The sequence below is a fragment of the Bradyrhizobium sp. genome, assembly GCF_049691595.1.
Classification (GTDB): Bacteria; Pseudomonadota; Alphaproteobacteria; order Rhizobiales; family Xanthobacteraceae; genus Bradyrhizobium.
The window spans coordinates 1-14746 of record NZ_JBAVNZ010000106.1 but is presented as its reverse complement, the minus strand read 5'-3'; the positions used below and the strand labels follow the sequence as shown (position 1 = coordinate 14746).

19 protein-coding genes, 1 tRNA gene and 1 pseudogene are annotated in these 14746 nt (G+C 63.8%); 10 read left to right on the top strand and 11 right to left on the bottom strand.

Features of this window, described 5'->3' with window-relative positions; translation table 11 throughout:
- The first annotated feature begins 89 nt into the window (after window positions 1-89).
- Both WCE35_RS04915 and WCE35_RS04910 read left to right on the top strand, forming a co-directional pair.
- The gene (locus WCE35_RS04915; protein ID WP_424592218.1) at window positions 90-542 is read left to right on the top strand and encodes a VOC family protein; all 453 of its coding nucleotides are present in this window, start codon (window positions 90-92) and stop codon (window positions 540-542) included.
- 136 nt (window positions 543-678) lie between these two features.
- Window positions 679-1326, top strand: a complete 648-nt coding sequence (locus WCE35_RS04910; protein WP_424592217.1) for a glutathione S-transferase family protein — start codon at window positions 679-681, stop codon at window positions 1324-1326.
- 12 nt (window positions 1327-1338) lie between these two features.
- Here the strand turns inward: WCE35_RS04910 and WCE35_RS04905 are convergent, their stop codons facing one another.
- Window positions 1339-1590 carry a porin gene (locus tag WCE35_RS04905; protein ID WP_424592216.1) on the bottom strand — a complete coding sequence of 84 codons (252 nt, stop codon included), beginning with the start codon at window positions 1588-1590 and terminating at the stop codon, window positions 1339-1341.
- A 435-nt stretch (window positions 1591-2025) separates the two neighbouring features.
- Between WCE35_RS04905 and WCE35_RS04900 the strand changes: the two genes are divergently transcribed.
- Window positions 2026-2100: transfer RNA gene (locus WCE35_RS04900), tRNA-Glu, on the top strand.
- A gap of 158 nt (window positions 2101-2258) precedes the next feature.
- Here WCE35_RS04900 and WCE35_RS04895 read toward each other — a convergent pair.
- The 3 genes from WCE35_RS04895 to WCE35_RS04885 all read right to left on the bottom strand — a co-directional run bounded on the left by WCE35_RS04895 (window position 2259) and on the right by WCE35_RS04885 (window position 3748).
- Window positions 2259-2636, bottom strand: a complete 378-nt coding sequence (locus WCE35_RS04895) for a helix-turn-helix domain-containing protein (RefSeq protein ID WP_424592215.1) — start codon at window positions 2634-2636, stop codon at window positions 2259-2261.
- Window positions 2626-3459 (bottom strand): nucleoside phosphorylase, encoded by an 834-nt coding sequence (locus tag WCE35_RS04890; protein ID WP_424592214.1) that lies wholly within the window; start codon window positions 3457-3459, stop codon window positions 2626-2628. The genes WCE35_RS04895 and WCE35_RS04890 overlap by 11 nt, the downstream gene beginning before the upstream one ends.
- A 166-nt stretch (window positions 3460-3625) precedes the next feature.
- A complete protein-coding gene (locus WCE35_RS04885) occupies window positions 3626-3748 on the bottom strand; it encodes a hypothetical protein (RefSeq protein ID WP_424592213.1) in 123 nt (40 codons plus the stop codon).
- On the opposite strand from WCE35_RS04885, the gene WCE35_RS04880 reads away from it, so the two are divergent.
- Window positions 3747-4979, top strand: a complete 1233-nt coding sequence (locus WCE35_RS04880) for a Zn-dependent hydrolase (protein WP_424592212.1) — start codon at window positions 3747-3749, stop codon at window positions 4977-4979. The genes WCE35_RS04885 and WCE35_RS04880 overlap by 2 nt on opposite strands.
- A gap of 62 nt (window positions 4980-5041) precedes the next feature.
- On the opposite strand, the gene WCE35_RS04875 is transcribed toward WCE35_RS04880, so the two are convergent.
- Entirely contained in the window at window positions 5042-6355 is a 1314-nt protein-coding gene (locus WCE35_RS04875; RefSeq protein ID WP_424592211.1) for a serine hydrolase domain-containing protein, read from the bottom strand.
- Window positions 6356-6552: 197 nt separating this feature from the next.
- On the opposite strand from WCE35_RS04875, the gene WCE35_RS04870 reads away from it, so the two are divergent.
- Entirely contained in the window at window positions 6553-6930 is a 378-nt protein-coding gene (locus WCE35_RS04870) for a nuclear transport factor 2 family protein (protein ID WP_424592210.1), read from the top strand.
- Between the two features lie 40 nt (window positions 6931-6970).
- Here the strand turns inward: WCE35_RS04870 and WCE35_RS04865 are convergent, their stop codons facing one another.
- Window positions 6971-7141 (bottom strand): DUF2061 domain-containing protein, encoded by a 171-nt coding sequence (locus WCE35_RS04865; RefSeq protein WP_424592209.1) that lies wholly within the window; start codon window positions 7139-7141, stop codon window positions 6971-6973.
- A 257-nt stretch (window positions 7142-7398) separates the two neighbouring features.
- On the opposite strand from WCE35_RS04865, the gene WCE35_RS04860 reads away from it, so the two are divergent.
- The 3 genes from WCE35_RS04860 (at window position 7399) to WCE35_RS04850 (ending at window position 9494) form a co-directional block, all read left to right on the top strand.
- Window positions 7399-7686 (top strand): hypothetical protein, encoded by a 288-nt coding sequence (locus WCE35_RS04860; RefSeq protein ID WP_424592208.1) that lies wholly within the window; start codon window positions 7399-7401, stop codon window positions 7684-7686.
- A 116-nt stretch (window positions 7687-7802) separates the two neighbouring features.
- A complete protein-coding gene (locus WCE35_RS04855; protein ID WP_424592207.1) occupies window positions 7803-8840 on the top strand; it encodes a PrsW family glutamic-type intramembrane protease in 1038 nt (345 codons plus the stop codon).
- Between the two features lie 81 nt (window positions 8841-8921).
- Window positions 8922-9494 (top strand): HdeD family acid-resistance protein, encoded by a 573-nt coding sequence (locus WCE35_RS04850; protein ID WP_424592206.1) that lies wholly within the window; start codon window positions 8922-8924, stop codon window positions 9492-9494.
- Window positions 9495-9565: 71 nt separating this feature from the next.
- On the opposite strand, the gene WCE35_RS04845 is transcribed toward WCE35_RS04850, so the two are convergent.
- From WCE35_RS04845 to epmA, 5 genes are read right to left on the bottom strand one after another with little or no spacing between them, the layout of a single operon-like run.
- Window positions 9566-10501: a DUF2066 domain-containing protein gene (locus tag WCE35_RS04845; RefSeq protein ID WP_424592205.1), complete on the bottom strand. Its 936-nt coding sequence runs from the start codon at window positions 10499-10501 to the stop codon at window positions 9566-9568.
- Between the two features lie 53 nt (window positions 10502-10554).
- The gene (locus WCE35_RS04840) at window positions 10555-10806 is read right to left on the bottom strand and encodes a hypothetical protein (protein ID WP_424592204.1); all 252 of its coding nucleotides are present in this window, start codon (window positions 10804-10806) and stop codon (window positions 10555-10557) included.
- A 23-nt stretch (window positions 10807-10829) separates the two neighbouring features.
- On the bottom strand, window positions 10830-11042 hold the full coding sequence (locus tag WCE35_RS04835) for a hypothetical protein (protein ID WP_424592203.1): 213 nt from the start codon (window positions 11040-11042) through the stop codon (window positions 10830-10832).
- A gap of 7 nt (window positions 11043-11049) precedes the next feature.
- Window positions 11050-12141, bottom strand: a complete 1092-nt coding sequence (locus WCE35_RS04830; protein ID WP_424592202.1) for a lysine-2,3-aminomutase-like protein — start codon at window positions 12139-12141, stop codon at window positions 11050-11052.
- Window positions 12138-13190, bottom strand: coding sequence for an EF-P lysine aminoacylase EpmA (gene epmA / locus WCE35_RS04825; protein WP_424592201.1), 1053 nt, complete (start codon window positions 13188-13190; stop codon window positions 12138-12140). The genes WCE35_RS04830 and epmA overlap by 4 nt, the downstream gene beginning before the upstream one ends.
- Window positions 13191-13328: 138 nt before the next feature.
- Between epmA and efp the strand changes: the two genes are divergently transcribed.
- Window positions 13329-13895, top strand: a complete 567-nt coding sequence (gene efp / locus WCE35_RS04820; RefSeq protein ID WP_424592200.1) for an elongation factor P — start codon at window positions 13329-13331, stop codon at window positions 13893-13895.
- 33 nt (window positions 13896-13928) lie between these two features.
- Window positions 13929-14746: pseudogene (locus WCE35_RS04815) on the top strand (M23 family peptidase); the annotation flags it as partial.

The window sequence follows — 14746 nt, the reverse complement described above, 5'->3', positions numbered from 1 at the left end:
CCTGCCCCTGCGGGCCTTTTGCTGCTATCCAGTCCGGCGAACCACCCCGGCCAAACCGCCTCCAGAAATTCCCAAGGGAGCCAGGAAACATGCGTTATCTCCACACCATGCTGCGCGTGCGCAATCTCGATGCCGCGCTGAAATTCTACCGGGACGCGCTGGGGCTGAAGGAAGTGCGCCGGGTCGATAACGACAAGGGCCGGTTCACGCTGGTGTTCCTGTGCGCCGCCGAAGACGAAGGCCTGTTCAAGAAGTCCCCCACCAATCGCGGCGCGCCGCTGGTCGAGCTGACCTACAATTGGGACGAGGAGAAATACGGCGAGGACCGCTATTTCGGCCACCTCGCCTATGAGGTCGACGACATCTACGCCACCTGCGATCGCCTGATGAAGCTCGACGTCACCATCAACCGCCCGCCGCGCGACGGAATGATGGCGTTCGTGCGCTCGCCGGACCTGCATTCGATCGAACTGCTGCAGAAGGGCGATGCCAGGCCGCCGGCGGAGCCGTGGAGCTCGATGCCGAACACCGGCCACTGGTAAGCCCTGCACCAATTTTTCGTGCACGCCCCGTTATCCGAGCGGCGCGCGACAATTCCGGTTTCCGCGCGCGGAAAACCGGCCATGCGCCCATATTCGGCATGAATGGCAGCCAGCAGATCATCAGGAGCGCGCGCGCATGGCGGACGACAAGCAGGGACCACTCACGATCTGGGGCCGGGCCAATTCGGTCAATGTGCAAAAAGTACTGTGGTGCCTGCGCGAACTCGATCTCACCTATCAGCGCATCGATGCCGGCATGCAGTTCGGCAAGAACAACGAGGCCGCCTATCTCGCGATGAATCCAAACGGGCGCATCCCGACGCTGGTGGACGGCGATTTCGTGCTGTGGGAATCCAATTCGGTGATGCGCTATCTCTGCCTCGCCTACGGGCAGGGGTCGCCGATCTATCCGCCATCGCCGAAGGCGCGTGCCGCGGTCGATCGATGGCTGGACTGGACGCTGTCGACCCTGCAGCCGGTCGACCGGCCGGTATTCTGGGCGCTGGTGCGGACGCCGCCCGAACAGCGCGACATGGTCGCGATCCAGAAGGACGCCGACGCCGAGGCCGTGCAGTGGCGGATCGTCGATGCGCAGCTCGCGACGCGGCGCTTCATCGAAGGCGATCAATTCACGATCGCCGATATTGCGCTCGGCGCCTTTGCGCGGCGCTGGTTCGGCGTCGAGGGTGTTACCAAGCCGCAATTGCCGAACCTTGAGCGCTGGTTCGCGCAATTTGCGAGCCGGCCGGGATTTGCCCAGTTCATCGCGCCGCCAATGTCGTAAAATGCCGCTTGGTCAGCGCAATCCGCGGGAACCACCGGCGTCGACGCTGACGGCGCCGCCGATCCTCACGCAAGTTTCGGTCCCTTCGACCTTGACGAAACCGGCGCCATGGGCCGCGCATGGATTGGCCGATGTTGCTCCCTTGAGCGGGAGCAGCTTGCCTGATGTCGCCGGCGCAGCGGGCTTCTGATGGCCGGGCTGCCCCGCCGTCGCGGCGAACGCGGGCAGCGCGGCGGCAATGATGGCAAGGACGGTCTTTCGCATGCCGCCTTTTACCGTACGGCCTCCGCCGGCGCCAGCCCACGAACCTGATGCCGGCCGACTTGCCGCGGCGCCAGACCACTTCGCAGCTTCGGTCCTGGCGTCGCGCGAAAATGCCAGCCTCGGTTTGGCCGGCAGCGTGATGGGATCGCGCCCGCGGAAGCGATATCGTGCACAATCGCCGCGCCGCGAAGCCGCCTTCGAGCGTGATCCATCCGGATTGGCGCAGCGATTTGCGCGCCTCGCGTGACGGCGGTTTTCCGACCGGCGCCAGAGCCCGACCGGGCGGACCAATTTCCGGAAAACGCGCCTTTCTGGCGGCTTGCCCGGCCGTGCGTTCGCCACTATACGTTCGCCCGTCGCCGCCTTGATCCGACGTCACAGCCGCGACCAGCACGGTAGATCATGCACATAACGCGTTGATTTGCCGGTTGTTTTGCTCCCTTCGTCTATCGGTTAGGACGCCACCCTTTCACGGTGGAGAGAGCGGTTCGATTCCGCTAGGGAGCGCCAAAGATTCCATAAACGTTCTGTTTTGACGCTGCTCTTGGCTGGTTTGCCCATCCCCCTTCAGTGGAAATGGAATGCTCGACTTGTCGAAGCATTTCCGGCGCGTCTTGCGTTGGCTGACGCGTTATCAAAAATGCGTTGCGCGGCGCCGACGGCGCTGTTCACGCCGCGCTCTTCCGGCTCGGTCGGATCAGCACTTCCGCCGAGATGCCGAGGCGCTCATGCAAACGCCGGATCATCCCCACCGACAATCCCCGTTTTCTGTTCAGAACCTCGGCGATCCGCGTGCACGTACCGATGATCTCCTCCAGGTCCTTCCGGGTGAGCCCTTGCTGCTCCATGCGGAACTTGATCGCCTCGATGGGGTCAGGCGGGTCCATCGGATAGTGCTCAGCTTCATAGGCATCGATGAGCGTTGCGAGCACATCCAGTCGGTCGCCATCGCGCGTTCCGGACGTCGCGCCCCAAAGGCGCTCAACTTCCTTGAGCGCGGACTCATGCTCCTTCTTCGTCCGGATCGGCTTTACCTCACCCGCCATGCCGTACCTCCTTCACTTCGATCTTGTCGTAGTCCTTGTGGGCGGTGAGCGCCTCGACGATTGTCGCGAGCACTGCGAGGGCCTCCGTCGTGCCGTCGGCTTCGCCCTTCTCGAAGTCCTCATCTGTTTGTCCCATCGTGTTGGTGACATGCGCTACGCAGAGCAGTCGCAGGCCGGTCGTCCGAGCGAAGGTGTAGAGTGCCGCGGCCTCCATCTCGACGGCGAGAACGCCCTTCCCCCGCGCGGCCTCGATCGCTTCGGCGGTCTCGCGAAATGGCGCGTCGGTGGTCCAGCTTGCGCCAACGACCGCGCGCAGTTTCTTGCCCGACATCGCGCCCGCCGCCACGCCAACGAGTTGTGGGTCGGCCTCGGCAAATTCGGAAGGCGGCGCGTAGTGATAACTCGTCCCCTCATCGCGCAGCGCGCGGTCGATGATGACGAAATAGGGAGGGCGTCCCGCGGGGACGATCTGGCCAGCCGAGGTCAGACTGACCAATAATTTACATCCGCTCGCGCGCAACTCCTCCGCGATCAGCACGGCGAACGGAGCGCCCACGACACGTCCGATGATCCCCACCTCTCGGCCCGCAAGCAGGAACGTATCCATCTCGGTATGATAGCACGGCCAACCGGCAAATGGCCGCGCTCTTCCGCTTGCGCGCAGGATCCGCACCATATCGCCGTCGGGATCCAGCAGACAGACGGGCGGCACTTGAACGGTTGCGAGGTTCTTTTGACGCCGCGCCTCCCGCAGCAAGGCGGAAGGTGTGAACACCGATGACGAGGACGCATCTTTGTGGTCGAGTATCGGTGGCGTGCCCATCTGTCTTGCCTCGCATTGCCAGGAAGGTGCCGCGCAGCAGTTCCAGTTGAGCTGCTTCCGCCGCGCGTCTGAACGGCAAGCGTCGTGTTTGCTCCCGCCATCGGCTCGGTTGATGTTTGCCGAGCGTAAAGATAGTCTATTAATGTCGGTGTGCCAAAGTTGGCGTTCAAACCGGCAAGCCCATCGATGTCGCCCGGTTCTCGCCCTTGGTCAGGGAGCGCCCAATCCACTGCTTGAAAGGCTGCGCGTCGAAGCGATCGGTGCCGGGGTCTTGAAGGTTGCGGTCCATGCCTGACAATCGCTCGCTCGTCGATGGTTCACGGGTCCTTGCCGATCTCAATACGCTCCGCGGCATCGGCGCCCACAACGCCGGCGTTCACAAGCCGACCTTTTCGGCGCCGCATATGCGGTCGCTGGCGTGGCTTGCCGAGCGGCTTCCCGAGGCGGGGCTCACCGCTGATATCGACGGCATCGGCAACGTGCTCGGCACCAGTTCGAAACCCGGGCCGAAACTGTTGGCCGGATCGCATCTCGAAAGCCAGAATTTTGCGGGCTGGCTCGATGGGCCGCTTGGCGTCGTCTATGCGCTCGAAGCCGCCCGAATCATCAATCCCGATCCGACCATCAACGGCGCCGTCGAAGTCGCGGCATGGTGCGATGAGGAAGGACATTTCGGCCATTTCCTGGGCAGCAGGTCTTACGTTGGCGTGGTAGCCGAGGCGGAGATCGACGCCGCACGCGACCGCACCAGCGGCCGCGCCATGCGGGATGCCCTGAGCGATGTGGGTCTTGCCGGCCGGGCCCGCGCGAAGGCCGAACCCGGGCGGCATGTCGGATACCTCGAAGCCCATATCGAGCAAGGCGAGACGCTCGAAAGCAGCGGTCTCGGAATCGGCGTCGTCACCTCGATCGTCGGAATCTGGCAATACCGGATCAGCTTCTCCGGCGAGCAAAATCACGCGGGCACGACCCGCATGGCCGTCCGCAGGGATGCCGGCCTGGCGCTGGCCAGGTTTTGCGTGGCGATCGACGATCGCTTCCCTGCCCTGTGCGGTCCGCGCACGGTATGGACCACCGGCCGCATCACCCTCGATCCCGGCGCGCCAAGCATCATCCCGGGCCGCGCGGAAATGCTTTTCCAGGTTCGCGACGATGACCCCGCCGTGATCGACCGCCTGGAGAACCTGCTGCGGAGCATGGCAGCCGAGGTCACCGCGCAAGGCCGCTGCAGCGTTACCGTGGAGCGTCTTCGCACCGGCGCCCCCGCCTTGATGGATGGCGCTATTCAGCAAGCGATCGAGGCTGCGAGTTCAGCCTTTGCCGGCGGCAGGTCGGTCCGCATGCCCAGCGGCGCCGGCCATGACGCGCAAATTCTCGCCACGATCATGCCCGTGGGCATGCTGTTCGTGCCCTCGATCGGCGGCATCAGTCATCATTGGACTGAAAACACCGAAGATGACGACATCGTCACCGGTGCGCAGGTCTTTGTCGAAGCCTGCCGGCATCTGTTGGCGCAATGAGCGGGTGCTCCAGAGGGAGCGCCATTGCTCTTCGCGGGCGATCCGCCTGACCGGACGTAACGCTATCTGTCGAATGCGCCGTAGACCATGTTCTTGAGCGCCGCCCGAAGCCGCGTCCTTTGCGACGGTGCCTGAACCATCATGATCACGAACATTTCCTCCTTTGGATCGAGCCAGAAGGCCGTCCCGCCCGCGCCGCCCCAGTTCATCTCGCCGACGGAGCCTTGCACCGGACTTATGCCTGCTTCGGTACGTACGGCGAACCCGAGGCCGAAGCCAAAGCCCGGCCCGGGAAGATAGTACGGTCCGGGCACCACGCCCGCCGAAGGACCGATATGATTTGAGCCCATATAGGCGACCGTCTTTGGACTGAGATATCGCCTGCCGTCCAGCTCGCCGCCGTTGAGCATCATCTGCATGAATCGGGCGTAGTCATCGATCGTCGATACCATGCCGCCACCGCCGGACTCCCATTTCCGTGCAATCCTCGGGTCGTTGAGGACCGAGCCTGGCCCAATGGTGCGATCGGTCGGCAAGGGTTCGGCAACGAGCGCCTGCCTTGCCGGGTCGGCAACATAGAAACTGGTCGAAGTCATGCCGAGCGGATCGAGAATTCGTTCCTTCTCGAATTGCAGCAGCGATTTCCCGGATATGACTTCGATCACGCGGCCGAGAATGTCGGTTGAATTGCTGTAGTCCCATGTCGATCCGGGCTGATAGACCAGCGGCATCCTTGCGATACGTTCGGCGAACTCGGCGTTATCGAAATCTCCGGCGTATAGATTGGCGTCGAGATAGGCCTTCTTGACGAGGCCGGTGCCAAAGAAGCCGTACGTCAGTCCGGACGTATGCCGCAGCAGATCCTGAATGGTCATGGCGCGGCGAGCGGGGACAAGTTCGAGACCGAGTTGACCGTCCTCGCCCTTCTTTTCAACGCCAACCTTCCCGTCCTTGAAGGCGGGGATGTATTTTTCCACCGGCTCATCGAGCGCGAGCTTGCCTTCCTGAACCAGCATCATCGCCGCAACACTCGTGATCGGCTTCGACATCGAGTAGATGCGAAAGATACTATCCCGCGTCATCGCCACCTTGGTTGCGGGATCGCGAACGCCGAACGTCTCGAAATATGCGACTTTTCCGCGCCGCTGAATCATGACGATGGCGCCGGGGATTTTGCCGGTGGCGATTTCGTTGCGGAAGTAGTCGCTGATGGCGGCGAGACCCGCCGGCGAAAACCCGGCGTCCCGCGGGCTGGGCTGCCCGACGGTTTCCGCCGGGGTTACGCCTGGCCCTGCGATCGCCAGCATGGATGCCAGCAAACCGCCCAACAGATGCCGGCGCGAACGCAACCAAACGGCGTTGCCATTCCCGATCATGCTCGACCTCCCCCAAAACCCCGTCTGCCCGGACCGTGGCGTCCGGGCTTGTCCGGATAAGGTAGCAGGCCGCAGCGCCCCATAGAAGCCGCGGGCCGGTGGGAATTGCGGCCGGTTGGCGGTGGCTGGAAATGCGTTATGCTCGCTCGCCGCGCTTCGTTTTGGGAGCGCCGTCGCAATCAGGGGCATGATCGATCATGGCTCCATCGCCAGCCGAACGGGATGAGCTGCTCAAGGGTTTTGCGCGCGCCCTGTTCCACGGCGACATGGACGCGCTCTACGGGCTCGTCACACCCGATTTTCTCTGGAGCTTCCACGACGGTCTCGTCGTGAGGAAATCCCTGGCCGGTCCTGCCGCCATTCGCGAGCATCTGGCCGAACAGAAGGCGCTGTTCTCGGCACAACGGTTTCACGCGGTGGCCTATCATCATGCCGGCGACATCACCTTCATGACGTTCCGCGTCAGCGAAACGCTGCGCGCCACCGGCGAATCGCGGGAGCAACGCGGCATCGAAAGCTACACGTTCAGGGACGGAAGACTCGCGACCAAGGATGTTTATCGCAAACCGATCTAACCTCGGACTCCGGCGCCTTCCCGCACGACCGCAAGCCTGCTCAACCGTGCCGTCCCCAGTGAATGGCTGCCCAGATGCGCTCGTGCAGGTAAAACCAGGCGATCTTGGTCACGACCTCAAGCGCGGCAATCGAGCCTGCGATTTCGACCCGGCCGGTCAGGAACCAGCTGATGGCAAATGTGTCGAGCGTCCCCAGCGTTCGCCAGCTCACGGCTTTAAGAAACGATCTCGTGTGTGTCTCCACTCCGCGAAAAAACACCCGGCAATGCCTCCTGTCTGGCTTTGGTCAATCTATCACGCCGGCGCGCCTTGCCGCCTGGCGATCTCATCAAGGATTTTGGGCTGGATGCTGGGTAATTAATGCGGCTTTCTTGGACGGCCAAGCGGCGCTCTGCTATGCCCGCTGCTGGCGGTGTCAGGAAACGCCGGCATGGCCGGCCGGTTCCATGGGCCGGAAATGGAGTTGGAATGGGACCGATTGCCAAATTTGTTGCCGGTATCGCTGCGATCTGCGCGCTGTCCGAGACCGCGACCGCCCAGACCGGCCGGTGCCGGTCGATCGCCGATCCCGCAGCGAGGCTCGCCTGTTACGACAAGGCGGCTTCGGCGCCGGCAGCCGGTGCAGCGACGGCGAAACCGGTAGTAGCCGAGCGGCCGCCGGCCGCGGCCGTCGAGGGCGGCAAATATGTCGACTCGATCGGCGACGAAGAAGCCTTGGTCAATGCCAGGCTGCGCGGCATCTGCCGCGGCTGCTGAGGAAAGCCCGCGGCGGCCGGCGAAAAATGGCCGACCCGCCTCTTGTTGCAATTGACTGAAATGGCGGGCATTTTTCCAGACGGCTGCGGTAAGAGTGAGGAGTAGCGTTCCCTTTCATGCTGTTGCTCGAGTCCCTCCCGACCGTGATCGGCGCCGCCGCGATCGCCCCCGCGCTCCTGGTGCTGTGGCTCGTGATCGCTGCCGGCGAGCGCCCGGGCCCGCCGGCCCGGGTCTGGATCGCGTTCCTGCTGGGGGCTGCCAGCATCTCGCTCCTGGGGCTTGCGCGTGCGCCATTCGCGGCGCTGCTGGCTATTCCCGGCAACCCCTGGATGACACAGGCGCTGCGCTCGGTGTTTGGGGTCGCGGCACCCGAAGAGATCGTCAAGGTTCTCGTCATCGTCGCCGTGTCGGCACGGCGTCGCACCTTCGCCGATCCGATGGACACCGTGGTCTACGGTGCCGCCGCGGGGCTCGGATTCGCAGCCTACGAAAACCTCGCCTACCTCGTGCAGCACGCCGACATGTGGCGCTCGCTGGCGGCATTGCGCAGCGTTCTGACCGTGCCGTTCCACGGCGCCCTCGGCATCATCGCCGGCGCCTATATTGCGATCGCGCGGGCCGGCACGGCGCTCGGCGCGCACCGGCACAATCGCGACTGGGCGCGCATCTCGAACTGGACCCTGGTGTTGTTCGCGCCGATCGCACTGCACGCCGGGTTCGACTTTCCATTGCTCTCGCTGCAGGGAAACCCGGACCTCGATCCCAACACCCGGCTGATCCTTGGCTCGGCCAGCGTGCTGATCGGGTTCAGCGGAATCGGATTTGCGGCGCGGCTGGTGCGGCGGGTCGGCCGGCATCACGCGCCACGCACCGAGCTCGCACGCGAGCGGCTCAGCCAATTGCGGCGGATGTGGGCGCTTTTGGTCGCGGGCGGCGGCGCCGGCTTTGCCGGCGTGGCGTTCCTGCTGACCTCGATCCACCATTGGTTCATCAATCCGGAACATAATGCGTCGCTGGTTCTGATCCCGATCGGCCTGACGTCGATCCTGATCGGCTTCGCGCTGCTGTTGGCGACCACGGCGGTGTATATATTCGGCCGCAACCGGATGCGGACGATGTCGGAGGGCTTTTCGTCCGTACCCGGACCGGGGTAGGCTGTCGTTTGATCCGACGCGTTTTCTTCACGCGAACCGGTTTCGCTCGAAAACGCCAAAATGGCGCACCGGGAGAACTCCATGACCCTTCCCAACGACATCAGCAAATTGCAATCTGAAATGAGCGCCGCGGTGCGCGCGCATTGGAAGGCGTTCCTGTTCGAAGGCATCCTGCTCGCCCTGCTCGGATTGGCGGCGATGATCGTGCCGCCTTTGGCCAGTCTCGCCGTCACCATCTTCCTCGGCTGGATGTTCCTGATCAGCGGCATCGGCGGACTGATCGTCACGTTCTGGGCGCGGCAGATGCCGGGCTTCTGGTGGTCGCTGATCTCGGCCGCGCTGGCGGTCCTCGCCGGCCTGGTCCTGCTGGCAAGACCCATGCAGGGCGTGCTGACGCTGACGATCGTCGTCGGCGCTTTCTTCCTCGCCGAGGGCGTCGCCACCATCATGTACGCGCTGGAGCACCGGCGCGAATTGTCCGGACGCTGGTCGTGGCTCCTGGTCGCCGGATTGATGGATATCGTCATCGCGTTTCTCATCATCGCGGGACTGCCGGGATCGGCGGAATGGGCGATCGGATTGCTGGTCGGCATCAATCTGTTGTTCGGCGGCGCGACGTTGATCGGCATGGCGCTTGCCGCGCGCAAATCCTGAACTGTGGACCATTCGCCGCGGCCGAACTCGCCCGCGCGGGCGTGCGGCAGCGGATTCCTGGCTATCCCGGATCACCGTTGTTGGGACAGGACTTCAGCGGCGCCGCCGATGCCGCGCCGGAAGGCTTCATCAAACGTTATTCGGCGAACCTGCCATCGATGCGACCGGCCCTGCCGGTCCATCTGCCACTGCGTGGCCCATCCGAGCTCCCGATCGATCCAAACCAACCGCCCGACCAAAGCGATTTCCCCGCCCTGCTCGGCCGCGACCGAAGCCAATGTCGAGGACGACATCGAGCCGAGCTCCGCACCATTGATGCCCGATTTCGCCAATGCTGCAACGCCGGGGAGCACAATGGTCATCCCCCGTTTGGCGGCTGCCGCAAGCAGCGATTCGCGTTGTATTGCGGACTGGTCTGAATCAGCCGTGACGATGTACTTTCTTGGGCCTTGTTGCATCTCGACAAAGACTCCAAGGACCGGTCGGTGCGAGAGCCAAGGCTTGAGGCCAAGTGCCTTGAGAATGGCGTCGATTTTCTTTTCATCAAAGTCGACAATCAGATCGTATGGACGATCGCGGGTGCCCTGCTCGTCGCGAGTCGGAGTGCCGGACATTTGGTCGTGATAGCTAAATGCCCTGACGAAATCTCTCGCATTGGATTTGTAGGTTGCCAATCGACGATCGCCCCCAAGCTTCTGCGCGCCGGATACCTTGATGAGAACATCCTCCAAACAAGCGGCGAAGCCGATGATGCGGTTTGCCTCGCCCTGGCCCGTGACGATTGCCTGCGCCCGGTATAGATCAGCGGCGGCAGTCGCCATTGTGCCGGTGCAAAACGTCAACGCTGCTGCAAGCGATATCCTGATCATGACGCCTGCCGCGCCAACACACGCCAAGCGCCGCCAGCGCTTTGTCATGGCGTCCGGCAACCGCATTCGGAAATTTGGCCGACGCAGCATGGCGACCAATCCTAAAATCATCACGCTATAGGCGATCAGGCCGGTCAATCGTGATCCGGGCGTGTCGTTTCGCGCCCTGCTCCCGATTATGCGAGCGCTCCCTAGCAGCCCCGGCAGATGCTCTTGATCTTGCGGTCGAGCGCTATGTCTTCCCGGTTGATCGGGTCGCTCCGAATGCTCAGGCTTTTCTCGTTGGGCACATCGCTTGCGCGCGGCTGGCGATGACCGACCGGCGCCTGGGTTGCCGGCCGGTCCGGATTTTTCGCAACCGTCGATGATCCGCCCTGCGCCAGCGCGGCAGGGCTGCCGATCAGAACCAGCAGTGCCATCGACCAGACCGTTTTCCGCATCATGGTTCTTCCTTCCCGTTGTCTGTTTATCGCGCCCGTTCTGGAACGTCGATGACCGCGCAATTGCGGCGCCCCTGGGCGGCGCAGTCCTGAACCTTCCGCAGATCGGCCATGGTGCCAAGCAACCAGATTCCCGCCACCACCAGTAGCGCAAAGACACCGAGCATCACGGCGTTTTCGACGTTGCGGTTGCCCTGGTCTTCCGGCGGCTCTCGATTTCCCTCCTCTTTCCCGGCCATCGGTCGATCATGGTTTTGGCGGATAGAGATGAACCCCGCCGCAATAATCGACGATACGATATCGCGTTTCCGGGGGGAGTTCATGTTCCCGGGAATTGTTTCGCGACAAATAATCCGGACCGATCGGCGCCTTGCCGTGACCGCCGGGAATGTCGAGCACGTATTCCGGCTGGCACAGCCCGGATACCCGGCCCCGCAGCGCCCGCATCAGATCCTGTCCGTGCGCGATGGTGGTGCGCAGATGCCCGGTTCCCGGCGCGAGGTCGCCGTGATGCAGGTAATACGGCTTGATCCGGCATTCGACGAACGCCCGCATCAGCGCTTCCAGGGTCGCGGCATCGTCATTGACGCCGGCGAGCAGCACCGACTGGCTCACCAGGGGGATGCCGGCATCGGCCATGCGGGCGCAGGCGGCGCGGGCCTTATCCGTCAGTTCGCGCGGATGGTTGGCATGAACGGCGATCCAGGTCGTTGCCCCCTCCACCCGGAGCGCTGCGATCATCCCGGGGCTGATGCGCGCGGCGTCGGCAATGGGCACGCGGGTGTGGATGCGGATGATCCTGACGTGATCGATCGCGGCGAGATCCGCCATGATCCCGGCAAGCCGGCGCGGCGACAGCATCAGCGGATCGCCGCCGGTCAAAATGACTTCCCAGATGTCCCGGTGCGCGCGGATATAGTCGAGCGCCGTTGCATAGGCGGCGTCGGAGAGCGCGTTCGGCTTGCCCGGCCCGACCGTTTCGCGGCGAAAGCAAAACCGGCAATATACCGCGCAGACATGGACGAGCTTGAACAGCACCCGGTCGGGATAGCGATGCACGATGCCGGCGACCGGCGAATGCGCGTCGTCGCCGATCGGATCGGCGTTCTCGCCGGGCTGGCCGACCAGCTCATCGGCGCTCGGAATGAACTGCCGCGCGATCGGATCGTCGGGATCGCCGCGGTCGATCAGCGCGGCGAGATCGGCCGTCACCGCGACCGCATAGCGCGCAGCCACCTGTTCCAGATCGATGAGACCGGCGGCGGGAGCAAGGCCCTGCGCAACCAGTTCGGCCGGCTGCCGCAAGGTCGCGTCAAGTTTCGGTACGATCCTGTTCATGTCTCATCCGAGGGCGGCGTCCATACCACCTGATCTATTCTTGACGCGCCGCTTGCCAGCATCACCAGCCGGTCGAAGCCGAGCGCGACCCCGCTTGCGTCAGGCATCTTGGCCATTGCTGCGAGAAATTCCTCATCCAGCGGATAGCGCTCGCCATAGCGGCGCTGCTTTTCGTTCATCGCCTCGGCGAAACGATGGCGCTGCTCGGCCGCATCCGTCAACTCGCCGAATCCGTTGGCAAGCTCGACGCCGCAGGCATAGACCTCGAAGCGTTCGGCCACGCGCGGGTCGGACAACTTTGCACGCGCCAAGGCCGCTTCCAGCACCGGATATTCGAACAGCACCGTCAGCCGTCCCTGCCCCAAATTCGGCTCGACATGCCCGGCCAGGAGCTTGCTGAAGATGTCCGACCAGGTGTCATCGTCCGCGACCCGAATCCGGTCCCTCGCCGCCGCCGCCAGTGCCGCCCGATCCCCCTTGCCGTCCGCGATCGTCGCCAGCAGATCGATGCCGGAAAAGCGCTCGAAGGCGGCCGCTACCGTCAACAGCTCCGGCTCGGCGAAGGGATCGGCGTTCCGCCCGCGAAAGCAAAATCGCCCGATTCCGGTCGCCTGCGCCGCATGCGCGATGACGACGACGCTGTCGGCCATCACGGCGTCATAGCTGGCGTTGGCGCGATACCATTCCAGCAGGGTGAATTCGGGCAAATGCAGATCGCCGCGCTCGCGGTCGCGAAACACCCGCGCGAACTCGAAGATTTTTGCTTCACCCGCGGCGAGCAGTTTCTTGGCCGCGAACTCCGGCGAAGTCCGCAAATAGCGCGTCACGCGCGTGCCATCGGCGCCGGTCAATTCGGTGCGGGGAGCGTGCAAATGCGTCTCGTTGCCCGGCGAAACCTGCAAGATCCCGGTCTCGACTTCGGCAAAACCCTGCTCGTCGAACCAGGCGCGGACCGCCCGCGTGATCGCGGCCCGCGCCATCAGGAACGGCTTGCGATCGGCGTGCCGTGCCGGCATCCACCACGGTAAAATGGGGTCGCTTTCGGCCATTACCCTGTCGTCCCATCCGCCTGTAAAGTGCTGGCATCGACGGACAAATTCAGTATGTTGCAGCCCGAAACCGCCTCCACGGCCGCGGGACATGCCTGTCCGGATCGGTCCCGGGCCAGAAATTCAGGAAAAACAGCTTTGAAAATCATCGCCAGTTCTATTCGCAAGGGCAACGTCATCGAGCAAGACGGCAAGCTTTACGTGGTTCTGACCGCCGAGAACATCCACCCCGGCAAGGGAACGCCGGTCAGCCAGATCGAAATGCGCCGAATCGGCGACGGGGTAAAGATCTCGGAGCGCTACAAGACCACCGACCAGGTCGAGAAGGCCACCATCGAGGATCACAACTTCAACTACCTCTATCAGGACGCCGACGGCTTCCATTTCATGAACGCCGAGACCTATGATCAGGTCCAGGTGCCCAAGGACATCGTTGGCTCGGCCGCGCCCTATCTGCAGGAGAACATGACGGTGAAGCTTTCGCTTCACGACATGATTCCGGTCGCCATTCAGATGCCGCAGCGCGCGACGCTGGAAGTCGTGGAGACCGAACCGGTCACCAAGGGGCAGACCGCATCGTCGTCCTACAAGCCCGCCATCCTTTCCAACGGTGTCCGCACCGCGGTGCCTCCCCATATCGGCGCGGGCACGCGGATCGTGGTCATGACCGAGGACGGTTCTTACGTCGAGCGCGCCAAGGACTAGGCATAGCGCGCGGGGCCGCCGGGGGGCGATGCATTGACTACGAGAGCTGTCCGTTTGGTCACCTCCGGGCTGGCAGCCTTGTTGTCGCTTGCTGCCGGCGGTAGCGCCGCTTCGGCCGACGCATTCAAAACCCCGTCGATCGCCGCGCTGCGCGTCGAATGGCGCGCGGCACTCGATCAGCTTCGATCCGAATTCAGCACCCGGCCGGAGATCGCCGCCGATTTCGCATTTTCCAGCCGGCGGCGGGTGCCCGCCTCCGATCCCCGATCGACGCCGGCGATGGTGCAACTGAACGCGGCGACATCGCCGATCTTTCCGGGGATCGGACGCAGTCCCGTTCCGGTGTTGTTGCCGTTCGACACCGCAAGCTATCTCGAAGCGCGACAGGGCGATGCGCCGGACAGTGTTCCGGTATCGCGCCATCAGGCCGGCTTTCGTCCGGTCGACCTGTTTCATGCCGGCCCCGCCGGCTACGACGCGGTGTTTTCGCTTCAACCCGGTGCGGGCGATGGCATGCCGCAGCGGACCTTTGCCCGGCCGGTCGAGGTGCAGATATCAGGATCGATCCTCGTCTACGACCTCCGCGATCCCCGCGGCGGCAAGGGCGAGCCGGTCAAGGCGCTGGCAGCGCAATTCCCCGACCTGCGCCGCTTCATCCGGGAAGGCTATGTGCGTTACGCCTTCACGCGGTTCGGCATTGCCTATGTGGTTTCGATCCAGTGCCTCGACTCTGCGCCGCGCGCGCGGCGGCTGGCGTGCGGCGAGGCCTATCCCGTCGCCGAGCGTTTCCTGAAGGCGCTGCGCATCGCCGGCGGCCAGCCCTCGCGACCGCGCTCTGATATCTCTTCCGA